Annotated in this window: 17 protein-coding genes and 1 pseudogene; 6 read left to right on the forward strand and 12 right to left on the reverse strand. The window is 33.5% G+C overall.

Annotated elements, in window-relative coordinates; translation table 11 throughout:
* Positions 1-252: 252 nt before the first annotated feature.
* The gene (locus tag ACFX4R_RS27670) at positions 253-690 is read right to left on the reverse strand and encodes a GNAT family N-acetyltransferase (protein WP_116327370.1); all 438 of its coding nucleotides are present in this window, start codon (positions 688-690) and stop codon (positions 253-255) included.
* A gap of 231 nt (positions 691-921) precedes the next feature.
* Complete coding sequence (locus ACFX4R_RS27675) at positions 922-1,302, reverse strand: DoxX family protein (RefSeq protein WP_377571355.1); 381 nt, start codon at positions 1,300-1,302, stop codon at positions 922-924.
* Between the two features lie 419 nt (positions 1,303-1,721).
* Here ACFX4R_RS27675 and ACFX4R_RS27680 point away from each other — a divergent pair, with 419 nt between their 5' ends.
* The gene (locus ACFX4R_RS27680; RefSeq protein ID WP_377571358.1) at positions 1,722-2,036 is read left to right on the forward strand and encodes a hypothetical protein; all 315 of its coding nucleotides are present in this window, start codon (positions 1,722-1,724) and stop codon (positions 2,034-2,036) included.
* A 421-nt stretch (positions 2,037-2,457) separates the two neighbouring features.
* Positions 2,458-2,838 (forward strand): UPF0715 family protein, encoded by a 381-nt coding sequence (locus tag ACFX4R_RS27685; RefSeq protein ID WP_074898156.1) that lies wholly within the window; start codon positions 2,458-2,460, stop codon positions 2,836-2,838.
* Between the two features lie 145 nt (positions 2,839-2,983).
* On the opposite strand, the gene ACFX4R_RS27690 is transcribed toward ACFX4R_RS27685, so the two are convergent.
* From ACFX4R_RS27690 to ACFX4R_RS27700, 3 genes are all read right to left on the reverse strand, one after another.
* On the reverse strand, positions 2,984-3,568 hold the full coding sequence (locus ACFX4R_RS27690; protein ID WP_377571361.1) for an NAD(P)H-dependent oxidoreductase: 585 nt from the start codon (positions 3,566-3,568) through the stop codon (positions 2,984-2,986).
* A gap of 72 nt (positions 3,569-3,640) precedes the next feature.
* Complete coding sequence (locus ACFX4R_RS27695) at positions 3,641-3,979, reverse strand: VOC family protein (protein ID WP_377571363.1); 339 nt, start codon at positions 3,977-3,979, stop codon at positions 3,641-3,643.
* An 85-nt stretch (positions 3,980-4,064) separates the two neighbouring features.
* A complete protein-coding gene (locus tag ACFX4R_RS27700) occupies positions 4,065-4,247 on the reverse strand; it encodes a hypothetical protein (protein ID WP_074898160.1) in 183 nt (60 codons plus the stop codon).
* Between the two features lie 1,020 nt (positions 4,248-5,267).
* On the opposite strand from ACFX4R_RS27700, the gene ACFX4R_RS27705 reads away from it, so the two are divergent.
* Together ACFX4R_RS27705 and ACFX4R_RS27710 are read left to right on the forward strand one after the other, a co-directional pair.
* A complete protein-coding gene (locus tag ACFX4R_RS27705) occupies positions 5,268-5,939 on the forward strand; it encodes a hypothetical protein (RefSeq protein ID WP_377559155.1) in 672 nt (223 codons plus the stop codon).
* Positions 5,940-5,958: 19 nt separating this feature from the next.
* Entirely contained in the window at positions 5,959-6,324 is a 366-nt protein-coding gene (locus tag ACFX4R_RS27710) for a hypothetical protein (protein ID WP_241771348.1), read from the forward strand.
* 333 nt (positions 6,325-6,657) lie between these two features.
* Here ACFX4R_RS27710 and ACFX4R_RS27715 read toward each other — a convergent pair whose 3' ends face one another.
* The 5 genes and pseudogenes from ACFX4R_RS27715 to ACFX4R_RS27735 form a co-directional block, all read right to left on the reverse strand.
* A complete protein-coding gene (locus tag ACFX4R_RS27715) occupies positions 6,658-8,520 on the reverse strand; it encodes an FtsX-like permease family protein (protein WP_377571367.1) in 1,863 nt (620 codons plus the stop codon).
* Complete coding sequence (locus ACFX4R_RS27720) at positions 8,495-9,259, reverse strand: ABC transporter ATP-binding protein (protein ID WP_377571370.1); 765 nt, start codon at positions 9,257-9,259, stop codon at positions 8,495-8,497. The genes ACFX4R_RS27715 and ACFX4R_RS27720 overlap by 26 nt, the downstream gene beginning before the upstream one ends.
* A gap of 86 nt (positions 9,260-9,345) precedes the next feature.
* Entirely contained in the window at positions 9,346-10,347 is a 1,002-nt protein-coding gene (locus tag ACFX4R_RS27725) for a sensor histidine kinase (RefSeq protein ID WP_377571373.1), read from the reverse strand.
* A gap of 14 nt (positions 10,348-10,361) precedes the next feature.
* Positions 10,362-11,051: a response regulator transcription factor gene (locus tag ACFX4R_RS27730; protein ID WP_377571376.1), complete on the reverse strand. Its 690-nt coding sequence runs from the start codon at positions 11,049-11,051 to the stop codon at positions 10,362-10,364.
* Between the two features lie 246 nt (positions 11,052-11,297).
* Positions 11,298-12,140 (reverse strand): annotated as a pseudogene (locus ACFX4R_RS27735) (metallophosphoesterase family protein).
* Between the two features lie 456 nt (positions 12,141-12,596).
* Between ACFX4R_RS27735 and ACFX4R_RS27740 the strand changes: the two are divergent.
* On the forward strand, positions 12,597-12,929 hold the full coding sequence (locus ACFX4R_RS27740) for a YolD-like family protein (protein ID WP_377571379.1): 333 nt from the start codon (positions 12,597-12,599) through the stop codon (positions 12,927-12,929).
* A 1,049-nt stretch (positions 12,930-13,978) separates the two neighbouring features.
* Here the strand turns inward: ACFX4R_RS27740 and ACFX4R_RS27745 are convergent.
* Positions 13,979-14,356 carry a hypothetical protein gene (locus ACFX4R_RS27745; protein ID WP_318619137.1) on the reverse strand — a complete coding sequence of 126 codons (378 nt, stop codon included), beginning with the start codon at positions 14,354-14,356 and terminating at the stop codon, positions 13,979-13,981.
* 17 nt (positions 14,357-14,373) lie between these two features.
* Positions 14,374-15,558: an Alp7A family actin-like protein gene (locus ACFX4R_RS27750; protein WP_195694602.1), complete on the reverse strand. Its 1,185-nt coding sequence runs from the start codon at positions 15,556-15,558 to the stop codon at positions 14,374-14,376.
* Between the two features lie 528 nt (positions 15,559-16,086).
* On the opposite strand from ACFX4R_RS27750, the gene ACFX4R_RS27755 reads away from it, so the two are divergent.
* Complete coding sequence (locus tag ACFX4R_RS27755) at positions 16,087-16,296, forward strand: alpha/beta-type small acid-soluble spore protein (RefSeq protein ID WP_047934289.1); 210 nt, start codon at positions 16,087-16,089, stop codon at positions 16,294-16,296.
* The last annotated feature ends 145 nt before the right edge of the window (positions 16,297-16,441 follow it).

Raw genomic sequence — 16,441 nt, forward strand, 5'->3', positions numbered from 1 at the left:
CATTTGTCCTCTGTTTCCACATTTCCTCATGCAACCGACAGACTCGTTACCAAGAATGCCGTTTCGGATGGAGATCACCTGTGCGTCTAGATGAGTAGCGTTAGCTACACTGTAAGAAAGCGACTTCTTGTCGCACCATAAAACCACTTATAGGTACTCAATAATATTGAAAAACAAATAAGCCATATAGAAATATGGCCTATCTGTAACCAATTGTTTATTTATCCAGGTAGCTATTTATAAGAATGTGTCTCATATCGATTTACGGAAAGAATAGCACCATTTATTATAGTCAAGTTTTTCCTCATAAAATCTGTGTGCATTGGTTCGTTGAATTCCTGACTCTAGGGCAACAAATTCAGCTCCGTTTGCCTTAGCCCATTTCTCTATATGGCTTAATAGTTTATAACCATAACCTTTGGAACGATGTTCTTCATCTGTTACTAGATCATATACAAAGACATACTTTTTATTATAAAAGTTTAATTGTAAGCCCACTCCCGTTAATGCCACAATTCTGTTTTCATTATATAGGGCAAAAAGCTTGTATCCATTTTGTTTCATCTGTTTTAGAAGTTCTAAATAACTTTCTTCTGTTAAATCTGTGCGTAATTGCTTTAATATCGGGAATGCTTCTAAATATTGATCTTGGTCAATTAACTCTATAATTTTTTCTGGTGAAGCTATCATAGGTTATCCCCCTCGTTATCTAAACTATAATTTTCAAGTATATATGTATAGCTTAAAGTATTGCTGATACTTAGGGTAGGGTCAGATTTGATATAATTTATGCTGTCACTTTCTAGTTACCATAATGTAGATTATAAGAATCAAACGCCCTTAGAATTAATGATTCTAAGGGCGTTTGATGTATATGGGTTTGAAAAACAAGAATATTTAAATATCTATTTGTATAATCAATTATCCTTCTTTAATTATTGATTTCTGCTTTAAAATTGCTTGATTTCTTATAAATACAATAATGCTTAAAATAAGAACTATTAAAGGCATTAGAGCCATCAATCCTTGTCCTGCATTAAAAAGAGTGAATATCGCACCTATCATGATTAGCCCTACTCCTCCAGAAGCAGCTATTGCAAGTTTTGGCTTCCAATAACCAATAAATAGTCCAAGTGCACCCAAGACTTCAAGAATACCAATAGTATACATAAATCCTAGTGAAAAATTGTAGACCTTTGTAAATTCCTGCACCACCGTATTATTACCTGTTAATTTCATAATTCCGGATAATAAAAAATCAATAACTAATAGTCCCTGGATAATTCTTGTAACCCACTTCATAACAGACACCTCCTATACTATTCTTTGTTAAAGTTACTTTGAAAATATATGCTAGATGATTTGTATGTATGTTGCAGACGTTTTTTATTTAAATAAGGGAACTTCATCGATACTCATAGAACCTAAGTAGTAATTGTCTATATGAATAATACCTAATAATTTGAGCAAACTACCCAAGACGCCGTGAGGCATCATAAAATAACTCTCCATTCCTTACGGGTACAGAAAAAGCCACTGATTAGGTCCAGTGGCTTTTCTTGTTTTCAGACTGTATATGCTATACAAAGTTAGTTAACATAACCACCATTTCAGCAACAAAAAAAGAATTACAGAATAGTTCCTTGTTCACTCCCCATAATCAATTAGTGTTATATGAATAGATATAATATAATAAGAACAAAAAGGGAGAAATATCCAATATGAAAAAGCGTTTTTGGAGTTGGGGAATCCTTATTGTGGTTATTATTTCTCTAGCTGTTGGTATACCTAGAATAACAAGTAATGAAGCAAGTTCTTTGAGTTTGCCAGAAGAGAAAAAGCAAGTGAAACAACTTGAAAAAGAGTTTCATCAATGGTCACTTAGACCACTGGATAAATTCATGGTGCAAGGTTATGAGGTTAAACCCAATGGACACCAGTGGGACTCAGTAAAACAAAAGTCAGTTAAAAATTACCGTGTTACCTATTACACATTTTTTGGAATCCGTTATGTAGAAGGGGAAATGGGGAGTTAGTAGAACGAGAGGTAAATTTTTATGATTGCCCTTCAGTTAACAAAAGCGTCTATTCAAATTGTTAAATGCTTTTACTTTTTGGGCTTATTGTTTATAAAAATAAAGTGAGAGGACGAAAGAAAAAAATGAAGTTGTTTTATAAAATCCCAAACCTAAAGATTGATCAACTCCTTCGAATATTAAGAAAAGTATTTTATGTATCAGTAGAAGCAGTGATTATGACCATGCTTGTTATCAAATCTTTTACTGTAGCATATGAGAGTGACATCGATCTAATTTTCACACAGCTTAATGAAATAAAAGCTTCCATTGGTGGATTTGGGGTTAACAAACAATTATTTTGGTTTATTATAAAGTGTAGTATTTATACAATCATTTCATTCGATTTCTACTTATATCTCAAAAGAAAGAGAAAATTTTTATGATTAAAAAATATGTACTGACTACATTTCTATCCTCAATTTGCTTATCTTTATTGTATTTAATTACTGAATACGGAGTGGAAGATCTTGTTTCACCTGCATTGCCAGTTAGCATAATTATAAGCACAGTAGTTTACGTCATTTTATATACAGTTTTTGGACTACCTGCATCTCTGCTTTTAACTAAAAAGTTACCCAGATTCAGTATAATAAGTTTACTGTGCTATTTATTAATATCTTCTATTGTTTACTATATTTTTTATACTTTAACATATAACCTGACTTCATTTATAAAAAACTATGAGGTCTATATTTATATAGTTAGTACATCAATCGTTTATTGGTTTTGGGAAACTATTCTAGTCTCAAAACCTAGTTAGTAAAAATAAGCATTTTACCTATTTTTAAGTTGTATATACATATACATGGTTAGTTTACATAGTGTGAATTATCAGTAGTAAATAAAAAAGAGAGCCTAAAAATAAGCAAGGCTCTCTTTTTATTTGTAGTGATATTTGTATCTTTCTAAAAAATAGAATTTATTCTCTCTTCAATTTGTTTTAGCATTTCCTTCAGCACTGACTCCTCAAGATGTTCAGAGACATTTCCAAACAATAAATGATCTATAGGTTCAATCCCTGTGAAATCAAATATCCCAACATCTGAAGTGATTTTTAACCCGGCTGTCATTCCAATTTTGTCATACATCTCTTTGGGAGCACCGTGAGTATTAATTATCAAACCTTTCTTACCTTTGAGTAACTGAATAATTCCTTCCTCACCATAAGCATACGCAAAGCCATAAGAAAATACACGATCTACATAGCCTTTGATAATGGCAGGAAGACCAGCCCACCAAATTGGATATATAAATGTTATTACATCCGATTGAGTAATGAATTCTTGTTCCGTTTTAATATCATCTGGGATATGACCAGATTTCATAGCGTCCGTATCTTCAGGTTTCAGTACAGGCTGAAAATCCAATGCATACAAATCCCTCACAACAACCTCATGACCTTTGTTCTCTAAGGTTTGAACAGTGGTTTCCATTATAGAATAATTAAAACTTTCTGGATGTGGATGGGCATATACAATAAGGTGTTTCATTTATATTCCTCCATTTATATTGGATTTCTTACACCAGAACCACTAAAAATATATTAGAGAGGCTCTGATAGTTTAACAAAGTACCTCAACTGTAAACCCTCCAGGTGCTTCCACGTAAAATGTATAACCGTGTAATTGTTTTGGAGGTTCGACATTAAATCCATCTTCTTTTAATCTTTGATTAATTTTATTTACCGCCTCTTCATTTTCTTGGGGGAATCCAATATGAAAGGTCTTTGGATAATTGACCTCGCTTCCCTTCATTAAAGTTAGTACAAAACCATCTTCATCATGCATTATAGCAAAACCTTTACCCCTTTTTGCCCTGCATGTCATACCAAAATAAGTTTCCAAAAATTCTTGAGTAGCAGAGACATCTGTAACCGTTAGGTTGAGGTGATGAATTTTCATGTTTTCACCCTTTCTTAAATACACTTACTAATAAGCCTTGTGTTGTATCCTATAAAAACCCATTTGATTAGGTGAATAGTTTACTCTAGGAATGTAAATATTTATCTATATCTCTTTTAACCATTCGTTTTATTTCTTCAAAAGCTTTGGTTTGCCCCTCATAAAATATGGAGCTATTTAAATCCTTTCTTTTTTCTGCATCCTTAGACCACCTTTCCGACCTTTCAATTAACTTATCTAGTACTTCAATCAATTTCTCATTTCCCACGAGTACCCCCACCCTTAACTGGAAATATTTATAAAATAAATTACCCATAATATCTTCTACAGTTTTTATAGAATTCCTGTGTAATAAGTTTCTTCTATGTAAGTCTCATAGTACATATCTACATAAAAGCAAACGTATATACAACTAATAATTTTTATGAAGTACTTTAGAGTTTACTTAACATAATGTCATTTATCGGAAATCATGTGTTAGAAGAAAGTGTTGAAGGGGTACATATAAAAGATAGGGATAGCATCAGGAGGAGAAAATATGCTCGATAACTATGAACATTTCCTATTCTATAGGGAGGTTAAATGTCTAATTGCAGATTATGATAACTGTAGACATTTACCTACTAAGAACGAGTTGCATAATCAGATAGTACTTCTAACAAAAGTACTTAAAAATGAATAAGTTATTATTATTCGAGCAAACTACCTAAGACGCCGTGAGGCATCTATCCTTAAAACAAGAGCGTACATCTCAAAAAAGAGAAAACCTCCCTTATTCGCATGAGGAGGTTTTCTCTTTCTACGCTGTATATCATATACAATCCTAGTTAACATAATCACTCTTTCCGGAAGACATAAAAAAGAGAACCCTTGGTAGGCAAAGGTTCTAGTCAGGCTACGATTTCTGCAATATGCAGCTTTTTATACATCCTTGATATGACGGGTTTTACCGTAGGTATGAATGACCTAAAGATGTATAAAAAGTACACCTTCTATACATATGCTTGTACGGTAAAATATAGTCTATATGGAAATAATGTGTTATTATATTTTTGCACATGCATTTTAATAGTGAAAAGCCACCTGTCCTGCAAATACTGGGTGGCTTTTTATTTTGCTCTTGTACATAAAGGACTTTACTACTCCTCCAGATGTTATTTGCACGGCTGTTTTAGACAACAAATCTGAACCTTAACTATTTTTCTATACAATATGCAACAAATCTTTAAAGCCAAATAAGAAAAATTATTAGCTTATGCAGGTCTCTTATATGTGAAGGAGGTTTTATATGAGTGAGATTTGGATTCAAGAGGAACATTTAAATGCGGAGTTTGATGAAATGGTGGGGCATTATGTTCAATTGGAAGGACCTATTGATTCTGTTTACTTTATATCTGAAACAATGGAAAGCGTTGACGATAGGGATGAACAAAGGGATTTTTTACTCGCTTTCTTAATTAAGCAGGATAGGTATCCTTTATATCTTACATTCCTTTGTGATGATATGATGGCAGAGGAGTTTGAAAAGGAATTTAATGAATTAGGTATAGAATATAGGTATGAATTATTAGAGGAAAAACAAGCTTACTATACATTTTTTAAACGGGTTACCTATCACCCTAGATGTTTTACTTTACCAATTAAAGATGCGCGTACATTATCCTTAGCATTAGAACATACCTTTTACCTTGCTAATATGAACGAATTTTATTCGCTTTCTTATTCTGAAAATTTAAATTTTGAGCTCAAGAGAGTTAAGGAATGGGGCAGATGGAAAAACGTATCTATCCCTATTTTTAAAACGGAAGGAAATACTACATTCATAACTATTTTCCATGATGGAGCAGGGTTTTTCTTGTATTCAAATGAGGATAGATATTCATCTATACAAGAAGTGTGCTCAACTTTCCCAGAAGACTCAAAAGTAGTACAAATTAATGACCGACTACTTGATATTTAAGTAAAAGAAAGGGGACTAGATGATGGGGCATATTTTCAAGTTCGTAAAAAATATATTTTTAAAGGAATATCAAACTTTTGCTAAAGAATTAGGCTTTAACTCTTGGGATGATGTCCTTGAGAATACATATGAGATATTCAAAATGCCTCCCGATGCTTCTTACCTTGTTACACAATCTAAAGAAGATAAGTGGATTGTATGGAATGATGAAGGTAGCCTTCCTTATTCATTTTTAGTATTTAGTACATGGTTTGATGCTATCAGTTATCTTAGAAAGATATTTGAAGAAGGTAAGTACGAAGAACACTATTGGAGACCAGAGGGATTTGATCCAGGAGAAAATATTTTTAAGAATATACCTGACAAAGAAAAAAATAATGAATAATAGAATGTTTACACCTTTAATGTTTTGAAATAAAGTCAAATACACAGTCCGTAAAAGTATACTTTTACGGACTGTGTGTTTGTATAAAAAATCTATCATTCTCGACGTTTGTTTAAATTTAAAAACAATTTACGAACGTTCTTTAAAATGCATGTAGTTTTATGAACGCTTTTAGCAAACTAATAGATTGAAAAGTCTACTTCCTATAATCAAACTTATTTAAATTCAAAAAAAAGAAGCGTGTATCTTCTCTTAGATACACGCTTCTTTTCATACTGTTTAGGAATTTAAGAGTTATTGTCTGGCTTTTTCTCTTTTATATTCATATTGACTTTAAATCGACGCCTTAATCTGCTTTGTATAGAAAAAGCGTACAATAAAGAAATAGGCAATCTGAATAGATAGGAAAACACTTAGAACAATAACGGATTCCTTAAATAGATTAAAGTAGAACAAGTGTGATAAGGCCGTAAGAGCTACAGCACCATGGATAAGCGCTACGATTATCGGCACGAAAAACAGCATCATGGTTTGCCTGTTTAATACCTTTTTTAGCTCTTTGTTAGTTAATCCCATTTTTGATATAGATTTGAACTTTTGTTTATCCTCATCCAGATCCATATAAAGTCGGAAGTATAGAAAACTACCAGCTGATACAAAAAAGACAATCCCAATAAATAGTCCAACAAATAAGATGGGACCGTAGCCTTTCATCATTTGGTATATTTCATAATCTACTGCTGTAATCTCAGATCTAGGTAGTTTCTTGTATAGCTTTTCAGAAGCTGCCATTACCCCGTCTTCTCCACTTTGGGCTTGCCAAGCATAATAACTTTGCTTGTCCTCTGGCTTAGGAAGATAACTATAGTCTTCATCCGAGACAATATAGTATGAACCAGATACAGGAAGGGCTTTCGATTGAATCATTTCCTTTGCTCTTAAAGAAGAACCCGACGTTAATCTAATTGTTTCATTTAATAAATCTCTTTTTGGTCCAAGGTTCGTACCGTTAAAATCAACAGCCATAACTTGCTCATGTTTTAAGCTAACGGGAGTTTCCTCAGTAAGTAAGGCAAATTTGTTAAAATTAGACTGGTTAGTAATAAGTATTTTATCTCCGTCAACATTATAATAATTTAACATTGTGTGCTCTGAATTTGCCTTAATGCTTTCTTCCTTTAAAGTCTTATTTATAAACGCAACATTATCTTTTTCATTACCTTTAGATGGCTTATAAGAAAATGTAGCTGCATAAGTAGATTTTACGCTTGAAGTCAGAACGGTTTGAAATCCAAATAAAGAACCAATTGCACAAAATGCGACGGTTGAAACCATAGCTACCATGAAAAAAGTTCGCGCATTGTCTTTCATACGAAAGGCTAAGTCCGAAAATAGCAACATGTTGGTTTTAAACCAAAATACACGCTCATTCTTCTTTAGTCTCCCTATAATAAACACACTTAGTTGCGTAAACAACAAATAAGTGCCAACGCAAACAACGATAATAACTGGAACCATTGCAACTACAACCGTTACTCCTTTTACTAATAAGGCACCACCATACCCTAATCCTAATAAAAGCACAGCTAACAACGTTAAAAAAAGATTCGCTTTTGGCTCACCCTTCGAAATTTTATTGCCTTTTATCAATTCAATCAGCTTTTTACTACGTAGAACATACGTAACAAATAGGGAAATAAAGAAAAATAAAATTATAAAAGAGATAAAAGTAATTATAATTGCTTTAACTGGAAAGTAAAAAGACAGGGCATGTTCAATAATTAATACATTTTCAGCTAGTAGTAAAATAGCCTTCGCAAAAACAAGGCCAAGAAGTATACCTCCTAATGTTGCTAAAAAACCAATAAGCATATTCTCTAAAAACACCATCAAACGAATTTGTTTCATTGACATACCTTGCATCATTAACAAACCAAATTCTTTTTTTCGAGATTGTAAAAACGAGCTCATAGAATATAAGACAAAAAAGAAGGAAAACACATAAATAATTCCTGCTGCTGCATTCATTCCTGTGGTTACACTTGAGCTCATATCATCTTCGCTTAATACAGGATGATTAGCAAAAATAGAGAAGGTAAAAAAGACCATGACTGTGAATAAACTGCTAAGAAAATAGGCTGCATATAACCTTTTATTACGTATAACGTTGTTAAACGCGAACTGCCGAAAGGTCATGTGCATCCCCTCCCAATAAAGAAAGTGTATCTATAATCTTTTGGAAAAAGGCCTGACGATTATCACCACGATGTATCTCTGAATAGAACTTACCATCACGAATAAAGATGACACGATCGCAATAGCTCGCTGCCTGCGCCTCATGTGTAACAAGCATCATTGTTGTCTTCTCGTTTTTATTGATAAACTCAAGCATTTCCATCACATCTTTTGAAGATTTAGAATCAAGATTTCCTGTTGGCTCATCTGCAAGTAGAAGCTTAGGAGTATGAATCATTGCTCTCGCCACAGCTGCTCTTTGTGCTTGTCCACCAGATATCTCATAGATTCTTTTTTCCATAATGCCCGTAATCCCTAACTTTCCAGCGATTTCATATGCCTTTTCCTTCATTTCGCTCACTTTTTTTCCGTCCAATGTTAATGGTAAGACAATATTTTCTTCAATTGTTAGGGTATGAAGTAAATTAAAGTCTTGAAAGACGAAACCCAATTCACGGCGGCGAAATTTTGCTAACGCGTCTTTTTTTAATATATGAGGGTTCTTTTCATTGATTAGGATTTCTCCTGTCGTTGGTTCATCAATAGTAGCAATCATGTTTAGAAGCGTTGTTTTTCCACTTCCTGATGGACCCATAATCCCTACAAATTCCCCATCGTCAATAGTCAAATTTATATCCGTTAACGCACGATAGGCAATTTTTCCTTCATAAATCTTACTCACTTGTTTTACTTTTAGCATCACAAGCTCTCCTCTCCATACACTTGACTTGTGATTAGTATATCTTTTATGGCATCTTCAAAAAATCGATTTTCCTTTCACTTATCTTACACTCTTGTAAGGTTTTGTGTTTTGCCAAAAATAATTTGAAAGGCTGACCCTTGACCCACTTGGGATTCAAATTCAAGTCGATGACCAAGATGATTGACTGCTTCCTTCGCTAAATATAGACCCATACCTGTAGATTCTCTAAACTTCCTTCCATTTTCACCTGTATAAAAGGGGTCAAACACACGGCGCTTATCCGTTTCAGGAATCCCAACGCCAAAGTCTTTCACCTCTAAAATAGCCTCTCCTTCTTTTTCAAAAATGGTAATATCAATTCTATTGCTCTTCCCTTTAGAATACTTCACTGCATTATTAATCAGTTGTGAAAGAATGAAAAACAGCCATTTTTCATCCGTCTCTACGACCATTTCTTGATTCTGCTGTAAGACATTCGGATATACCTGGTTCCGAATATAAAATCGTTTATTTTCACCATTTACATCCTTGATCATTTTAGACAAGTTTACAGGTTTGATATGAAAATCCTGCTCGATGGTCCGAAGTCTTGCCATGTAAAGGATGGTGTTTAAACCTGTTTTCATTCGGTCCGTCTCTTCACGAATACTCGAAGAGTCAGGTTCGTCTAAATTCTGGGCGATAAGCTCAATAACGGAAAGGGGTGTTTTCATTTGATGAACCCATTGATCCATAAACTTTAAGTGTTCCTCTTGTTTTGACTCCAGCACTTTTATCTTTGTTTGATAATGCTTGTACTGATCCTTTAGCAAATGATCAAGCGCCTGTGAAATTGGAGAAGCTTCTGTTGTTTGGAAGGAATCATCCAAAGAAGAAAGTTCGTTTGTTATTCTCTTATAAAACTTCCGCCTGCTTAAATAGTGGTAAACAAGATAACCTGTGAGAAAAAATAGTCCAAGAAAGATTGCATAGAAGGCTGGAAGGAGGTGGCGATAACCATCAAGCCAATAGATGGAAAGAACTACGAAAAATTGTATGATTTGTACTGCAATTAAAAAAACATGCTCTCTAAGGAATAATTTCATTTTATTTCAACCCTTCACCAGTTAACGATTAGACGATAGCCAGCACCTCTAACTGTTTCTACTAAACCTGAAAGTCCAACTTCCTCAAATTTTTTTCTTACTCTTGCAATATTTACATTTAGCGTATTTTCATCCACATAGACTTGTTCATCCCATAGTTTTTCTAGCAAGTCTTCACGACCTGCAATACGAGGATGTCGTTCTAATAAACTTTCAATTATATCCGTTTCTTTTTTTGACAGCAGGATTGTTTTATTACGAAATGACACTTCTAATCTTTCTGGGAACAGCTTTAATCCCTGGATCTCTAAAATTCGTTCTTGAAATTTTGAGGCATACTCACCGTAGGCGCGGCGAAGTTGACTGCGAATTTTCGCCATTACAATTTCAGTATGAAACGGCTTTGTGATAAAATCATCGCCGCCATTTTCAAGTGCCATCACCTGATCCATCTCTCCTACTCGCGCAGATATAAATATAACAGGACATATAGACTCTTTTCGTATTTGCCTGCACCAGTAAAAACCATCAAAGCTAGGAAGGTTAATATCTAATAATACGAGGTCTGGTTTCTGCCTATGAAACTCTTCCATCACATCATCAAGATTCTCCACAACAATAGTATTAAAGCCATATTTCCCTATATACGACTGAAGGTGCTCCGCAATTTTGGGATCATCCTCAACAATTAATATTTTCTGCATATCTTCACTCCTTTTACTCTAGAAAATTATGCCATACAAAATATATAAATTCAAAACACGTAAACAATTAAAAGGTTTTATCAAGACTTAAATTATAAAAATCCTATAACAAAAAGGGAAATACATATTTGACATATCTAATATGCATTTCCCTTTTGTTATATACAATGTCTAATTATCGAACATCATAAGCACTTATCAAATAGCCTATCATCAGCTGAAAAAGGCTTATATCCTCTCCCTTAATCACCAATATTTCTTTTCAAAAAAGTTAATTACTTCGTCTTTGTAATTAAATCTATAGATGAACTTTTGTAATAGTTCAATTTCATGGGAATAAGTTTTTCCTGTCTCGAGCGTTTCTCGATATAGGTCCACAAAAGGAAGATTATTACTAATAGCATTGTTTACTTCCTCTTTCACGTCATAGGAGATTTTTTAAAATCTCACTTCAGCAACTCCTGTTTCGTCAATTTCAAGAATTGCATATTGAGCACGTAGATCAGAACGTAACTTGTCTCCTATGTAGAAAGGCTGGCCAATGCTTCCTGGATTAATAATCAGTTGATCATTGCTGCTATAGCGTAACAATTGGTGATGAGTATGAGCATAAATCGCAACATCATAATCATGCTTAAATAACTCATCAAAGTTTTTCTGGTCATTAGTGGGCCATAAATCTCCTCCATAATTTTTATTTTGTAGATTGTGACTAACACTGATAGATAAATTATTAATTTGTTTTGTTAGATGTAACGGCAAGTTCTTAATAAGATTAATATAGTTTTCATCCAAATTTTTGCAATGATATTGTACTAACCTGGAAACATAGATATCCGTAGCGTTATCAAAATCAATATTCTTATTCAGTACGTCAAGGAAACTGTCTTCCCAGTTTCCTTTAACATAAGCAGAAACTTTAATACTATCTAACATTTCAAATAATTCATTCGCTCCAGGACCGGGCATGATTAAATCTCCTAAAAACCAATAATCAGTGACACCTTCTTGAATTGAATCTTCTATAACTGCTTTTAAAGCAGTTGCATTTCCATGGACATCTGCTAATAAAGCAATTTTATGTTTCATGTATTTCATATGTCCTCCCCCTGAAATTAAAAGTATAAGCAAAGTAGAATGCACATTCTATAACTTTATCATTTTGTGGTATATTATGGAATAAAAAGGAGAGGTTCCTTATGAGTCCAAGTACTAATCTTTACAGCCTATTCCAAGGCATATAGATATTTCGTTTTGATAAAGTCTCACCTAACAGTCTTGCTCTTAAATTAAACATGAAGAGTAAGCTGCTTGGTCCCTCCTATTCCTTGAGACATTGATTAAACACACATATTAGAACTTAAAAGAAGTTACCAAGGGTAGCTTCTTCTTTATTTATAACTTATTATAAAAAGTCTGCTTTAATCGTTAGGCTACGTTATGGAAAGAATAGTGTACTACGTGCATCTAGTCACCTTCCTTATTCAACAGCTCATTATCGAAACGGCCTTATAGGTGGCCATAAAGCGTAAGGAGGAAAAAGAGATGGAAACTAGAGGAATGAAAAAATGGCGCCCTTTTGCTACAATGCCAGAGCAATACATAGGGTTAAAAGAAATGATAAATAAGCAAGCAGAAGTAGCTCAACCTGTTTTAACAGAAGAGCAAATGGAACAAATCAATTTCACCTTGATTGAAGCCTTACATACAAATAAACAAGTGTACCTTACCTATTATAAGAAAGGACAATGCATAACAGAGACAGGATTTATTCAGTTTGTTGATTCTCTTGGGAATTTATTTATTTTCATTGATGACGTATTTGAGTTAAAGAATAAAATGAGATTAAGCGAGCTAATTGATGTTCGCTTGGCTTAATTCCTGAAGAAATCGTGTGCAAGAATCAATTATTTGGGTGGAGGTACGTTCATGTACAATTTTAGAGTCTACACGTTACGTGACGGTTCAAAGAGAATCCTTAAACTAAAAGAAGGAGAATCATTTAAAGAAGAACTCCAAAGAGCAGGTATTTAAGAAACGCAAATTTTTCAGATACAAATGACCAAACGTAAATAATAAAATATTCAGCAAAAAGAACCATCGGATTTACGATGGTTCTTTTTGCTGAATAAGACATTTATCAGTAGTAATCATATATGTTGTCAGAGATGCATAGATTGTACGTATACAAATAATACTAGCTAAGTTGCACATGACATCACTGATTTAGCGATACAGAGCAACCTTTCTAGGAAAGGGGAATGTAGTATGGAATTTCTCAAGAACTTTACTGTCCAAAGTATTTTCGCTGTTTTAATTTTATCAATGTTGGGAAGTTGCTTATGGGGAATTTGGAAACATGCATTGGAACATCCAAATTCCACTATAAGCGAAGTTTTTTCTCTGCCTGAAATGAAAATCTTAAAATCATGTTTGTTTCTAGCAATTGTGGTAATTGGATTTTATCTTCTATACCACATTTACGCAAAATGATGATTTTTTATTTAAAACTACATGGTGGGGGCCATGTAGTTTTCTTTTAGAAATCAAATAATTTATGAGCATATGATGGATTGATCTAAAATATACTTAATGGTTTATTTATAGTTATCTATCAGTCTATCCAGAAAAAAACTATACTCAAGCATATGAGATGACGACTGTTTATATGAAGAGAATTTTTATTTTATTTGAGAAATATGTAATCTGACACATTCAGCCTTTAGATTGGTTAGGGGCTTTTTCACATGAATGATAAAATGCATAGACAAAAAAATCATTAAAAAAGTTGAATTTAAAAATTTATAGCTGTTTTTATACAAAGCATTTTACTTTGATTATCATAAAAAGCTAGTATCTGTTACCTCACGATTTAGAGTGAACCACAAAAAGAAAACCACTAGAATGGGTTCTAGTGGTTTTACTGTTTAAAAGTCGCTATATTCTTCTAAGTCATCATCGTCTAATGAACCAGATATATTCTCTAGATCTGCGACTTTTCCTTCTTTCAGTTGAGGAACCTTTGAAGGCTCTTCTTCTTTGAAGGAATCGCTTCCTACAAAACCTGTTGTTTGGGCTAATGCCTTTAAATCAGCTAGTTCATTCTTGATATGTTCAAACATCTCGTAGGTTTTTTTGTCTTCCATTGCTTTTCTTCCAGTAGATGCATCATCTAGATCACGTAGAATTAAAGATGAAATATAATCTCCTAACTTACGCGATTTAGCATATGTAGCCAGTTTATTGTACACTTCATCACTCAATCGATTTGTCTTAATGGTAAACGCATTTTGGCGTTCTGACATCCTTATCACCTACGTTGTTAGGATTTAACGGCTTTTTTCTCTGCTGCTTGCTTCTTCTGAACGTAACCAATGCTACGAATTTCCAAGCCAAATAAATTTAAGTGACGGCTATCTTGAGGAACCTTATGATACTTTTCCGTACGTTCTTCTCCAATTTTTTCACGCATACTATTCATAATAGCAACTTCTAAAGTAGGAGCTACCCCGCCGCAGTACACATATTTACGCACTTTATTCGCTGGTGGTGGTGCGACATCATTTAATTTAGCCAATAAAATTTCCACATATTCTCGAAGAGAAGACTTGATTGTACTTGTTAAATCAATGGATTCACCTGTATTCTCGTTTTTTAATACAAACTTTTGCTTGCTATAGTTATCAAGAATAAATTGATCAAAGGCACGTAAGTCTGTAAACAGTTCTAGAAATTTCTCTTTACGCAATTTATCAATATGCGCTAAATAAGGAATGCCTTCAATGCTTTGGAATGATTCACGACTATTGGCAGCTTTCAACCCTTCAGGTAGAATAACTACGTCAATGGAACCACCACCAATGTCCACCATAACTGTTTCACATTCTACATACTCATTCGCATCTTCACGATCTTCAAGCGTTAAGTCTTTTTTTAACGCAAAACGTGCACTTTCCCCCTCTTTTAAGCATGCACTTTCTTCTACTACTACCTTTAACGTATTTTCAAAACCAGGCGTATGCACGGTAAACGTATGGTCGCCTAAGAAGCGATTAGCCATTGCTTTTTGAGCAGCCCCAAACGTGCTCTCTTTCTTAAGAAGCCAGATTGGTAACATCGTAGAAAAATAGTCAATTTCAACTGTGTTATCCTTTTTATCCTTCGCATGTAACGCATGATAATACGAGATTGCAGCTAAAAAGGTGATGTATGGAATATGGCTTGTAATTTTATTATGTAATTTATTAATGTGATTGTTGGCAAGTAATTGACTTGCGGCAATGTCACCGACCAAGAAATAGCGCTCTTTCTCTTCTCCCTGAATAGTTGTGGAAAGTAAAATACGCTTCTTAAATTCTTCTGGAGCTGTAACCGCATCTGTAAAAAAAGAATCTGCAGCTTCTTTTTGCAGTTCAACTACATTTGTTGGAAAATCAAATAGATATCCATCCATGATGTTCATATCAACAGAGTTTCCGCAATCTTTATTAAAACGTGAAATTTTCATTTCTACACACCTCATCTTTTAAGTTGAACTTATATTCAACTCATTGTACTTGATGTAGGATAAATATTCAAGATGTGAGAACAATTTAATTATCTACAAAAACTTACATCTATCAACAATTATTAGAATTAAACAGTACTTATATTCACATATGAAGTTCCAACAATATCTCATTAAAGATAGTCAACATCACAATCAAAAAACCTACTGACTTGGTTTGTTTTTACGTTTAGAAACACAAGAAATTTTATTCTTTAATCAGGTAATATATAGTGAAACTTGTCTTTAAATGTCGTCTTAGCTCTTTCTTTAAAGCCTATCCTTTTATAAATTAGCTTGCTTTTTATTTTAAGAGCTATAACAATTAGATATCATTTAACAAAGAGATTTAATTTTCCTCATTAAGTAGTCACTTTTTCTATACGAATTCATAAGCTAAGTAATAGTTTGAAATTTTTTTCATTTTATGAATAACTGATTCTCCTTTTACACATGTTAAAGTTACAAACAATAAAGGAGCTGGATAAAATGGCAAACAATAAAAATAGCAACACAAATGAATTATTAGTATATGGTGCTCAACAAGCAATTGACCAAATGAAATATGAAATCGCTAGCGAGTTTGGTGTTAACCTAGGTCCTGATGCAACTGCTCGTGCAAACGGATCTGTAGGTGGCGAAATTACAAAGCGTCTTGTACAAATGGCTGAGCAACAACTTGGCGGCGGACGTTTCTAAGACAATTGTAGAATCATGGCTAAAGGAAGAATGATGCCCATTCTTCTTTTTTTCTATGAGTTAAAAAAACACGTGCATAACATAAAGAAGCCCCCATCAACATTGATGGAGGCTTATATCGTTTAAACATAAATGATTTTCCCTT

Source organism: Priestia sp. YIM B13490 (assembly GCF_042787735.1).
Taxonomy (GTDB): domain Bacteria; phylum Bacillota; class Bacilli; order Bacillales; family Bacillaceae_H; genus Priestia; species Priestia megaterium.

Coding starts and splice junctions, on each gene's coding strand:
- ACFX4R_RS27670 (WP_116327370.1), bottom strand. CDS start 690: ATGATAGCTTCACCAGAAAAAATTATAGAGTTAATTGACCAAGATCAA.
- ACFX4R_RS27675 (WP_377571355.1), bottom strand. CDS start 1,302: ATGAAGTGGGTTACAAGAATTATCCAGGGACTATTAGTTATTGATTTT.
- ACFX4R_RS27680 (WP_377571358.1), top strand. CDS start 1,722: ATGAAAAAGCGTTTTTGGAGTTGGGGAATCCTTATTGTGGTTATTATT.
- ACFX4R_RS27685 (WP_074898156.1), top strand. CDS start 2,458: ATGATTAAAAAATATGTACTGACTACATTTCTATCCTCAATTTGCTTA.
- ACFX4R_RS27690 (WP_377571361.1), bottom strand. CDS start 3,568: ATGAAACACCTTATTGTATATGCCCATCCACATCCAGAAAGTTTTAAT.
- ACFX4R_RS27695 (WP_377571363.1), bottom strand. CDS start 3,979: ATGAAAATTCATCACCTCAACCTAACGGTTACAGATGTCTCTGCTACT.
- ACFX4R_RS27705 (WP_377559155.1), top strand. CDS start 5,268: ATGAGTGAGATTTGGATTCAAGAGGAACATTTAAATGCGGAGTTTGAT.
- ACFX4R_RS27710 (WP_241771348.1), top strand. CDS start 5,959: ATGATGGGGCATATTTTCAAGTTCGTAAAAAATATATTTTTAAAGGAA.
- ACFX4R_RS27715 (WP_377571367.1), bottom strand. CDS start 8,520: ATGACCTTTCGGCAGTTCGCGTTTAACAACGTTATACGTAATAAAAGG.
- ACFX4R_RS27720 (WP_377571370.1), bottom strand. CDS start 9,259: ATGCTAAAAGTAAAACAAGTGAGTAAGATTTATGAAGGAAAAATTGCC.
- ACFX4R_RS27725 (WP_377571373.1), bottom strand. CDS start 10,347: ATGAAATTATTCCTTAGAGAGCATGTTTTTTTAATTGCAGTACAAATC.
- ACFX4R_RS27730 (WP_377571376.1), bottom strand. CDS start 11,051: ATGCAGAAAATATTAATTGTTGAGGATGATCCCAAAATTGCGGAGCAC.
- ACFX4R_RS27740 (WP_377571379.1), top strand. CDS start 12,597: ATGGAAACTAGAGGAATGAAAAAATGGCGCCCTTTTGCTACAATGCCA.
- ACFX4R_RS27745 (WP_318619137.1), bottom strand. CDS start 14,356: ATGTCAGAACGCCAAAATGCGTTTACCATTAAGACAAATCGATTGAGT.
- ACFX4R_RS27750 (WP_195694602.1), bottom strand. CDS start 15,558: ATGAAAATTTCACGTTTTAATAAAGATTGCGGAAACTCTGTTGATATG.
- ACFX4R_RS27755 (WP_047934289.1), top strand. CDS start 16,087: ATGGCAAACAATAAAAATAGCAACACAAATGAATTATTAGTATATGGT.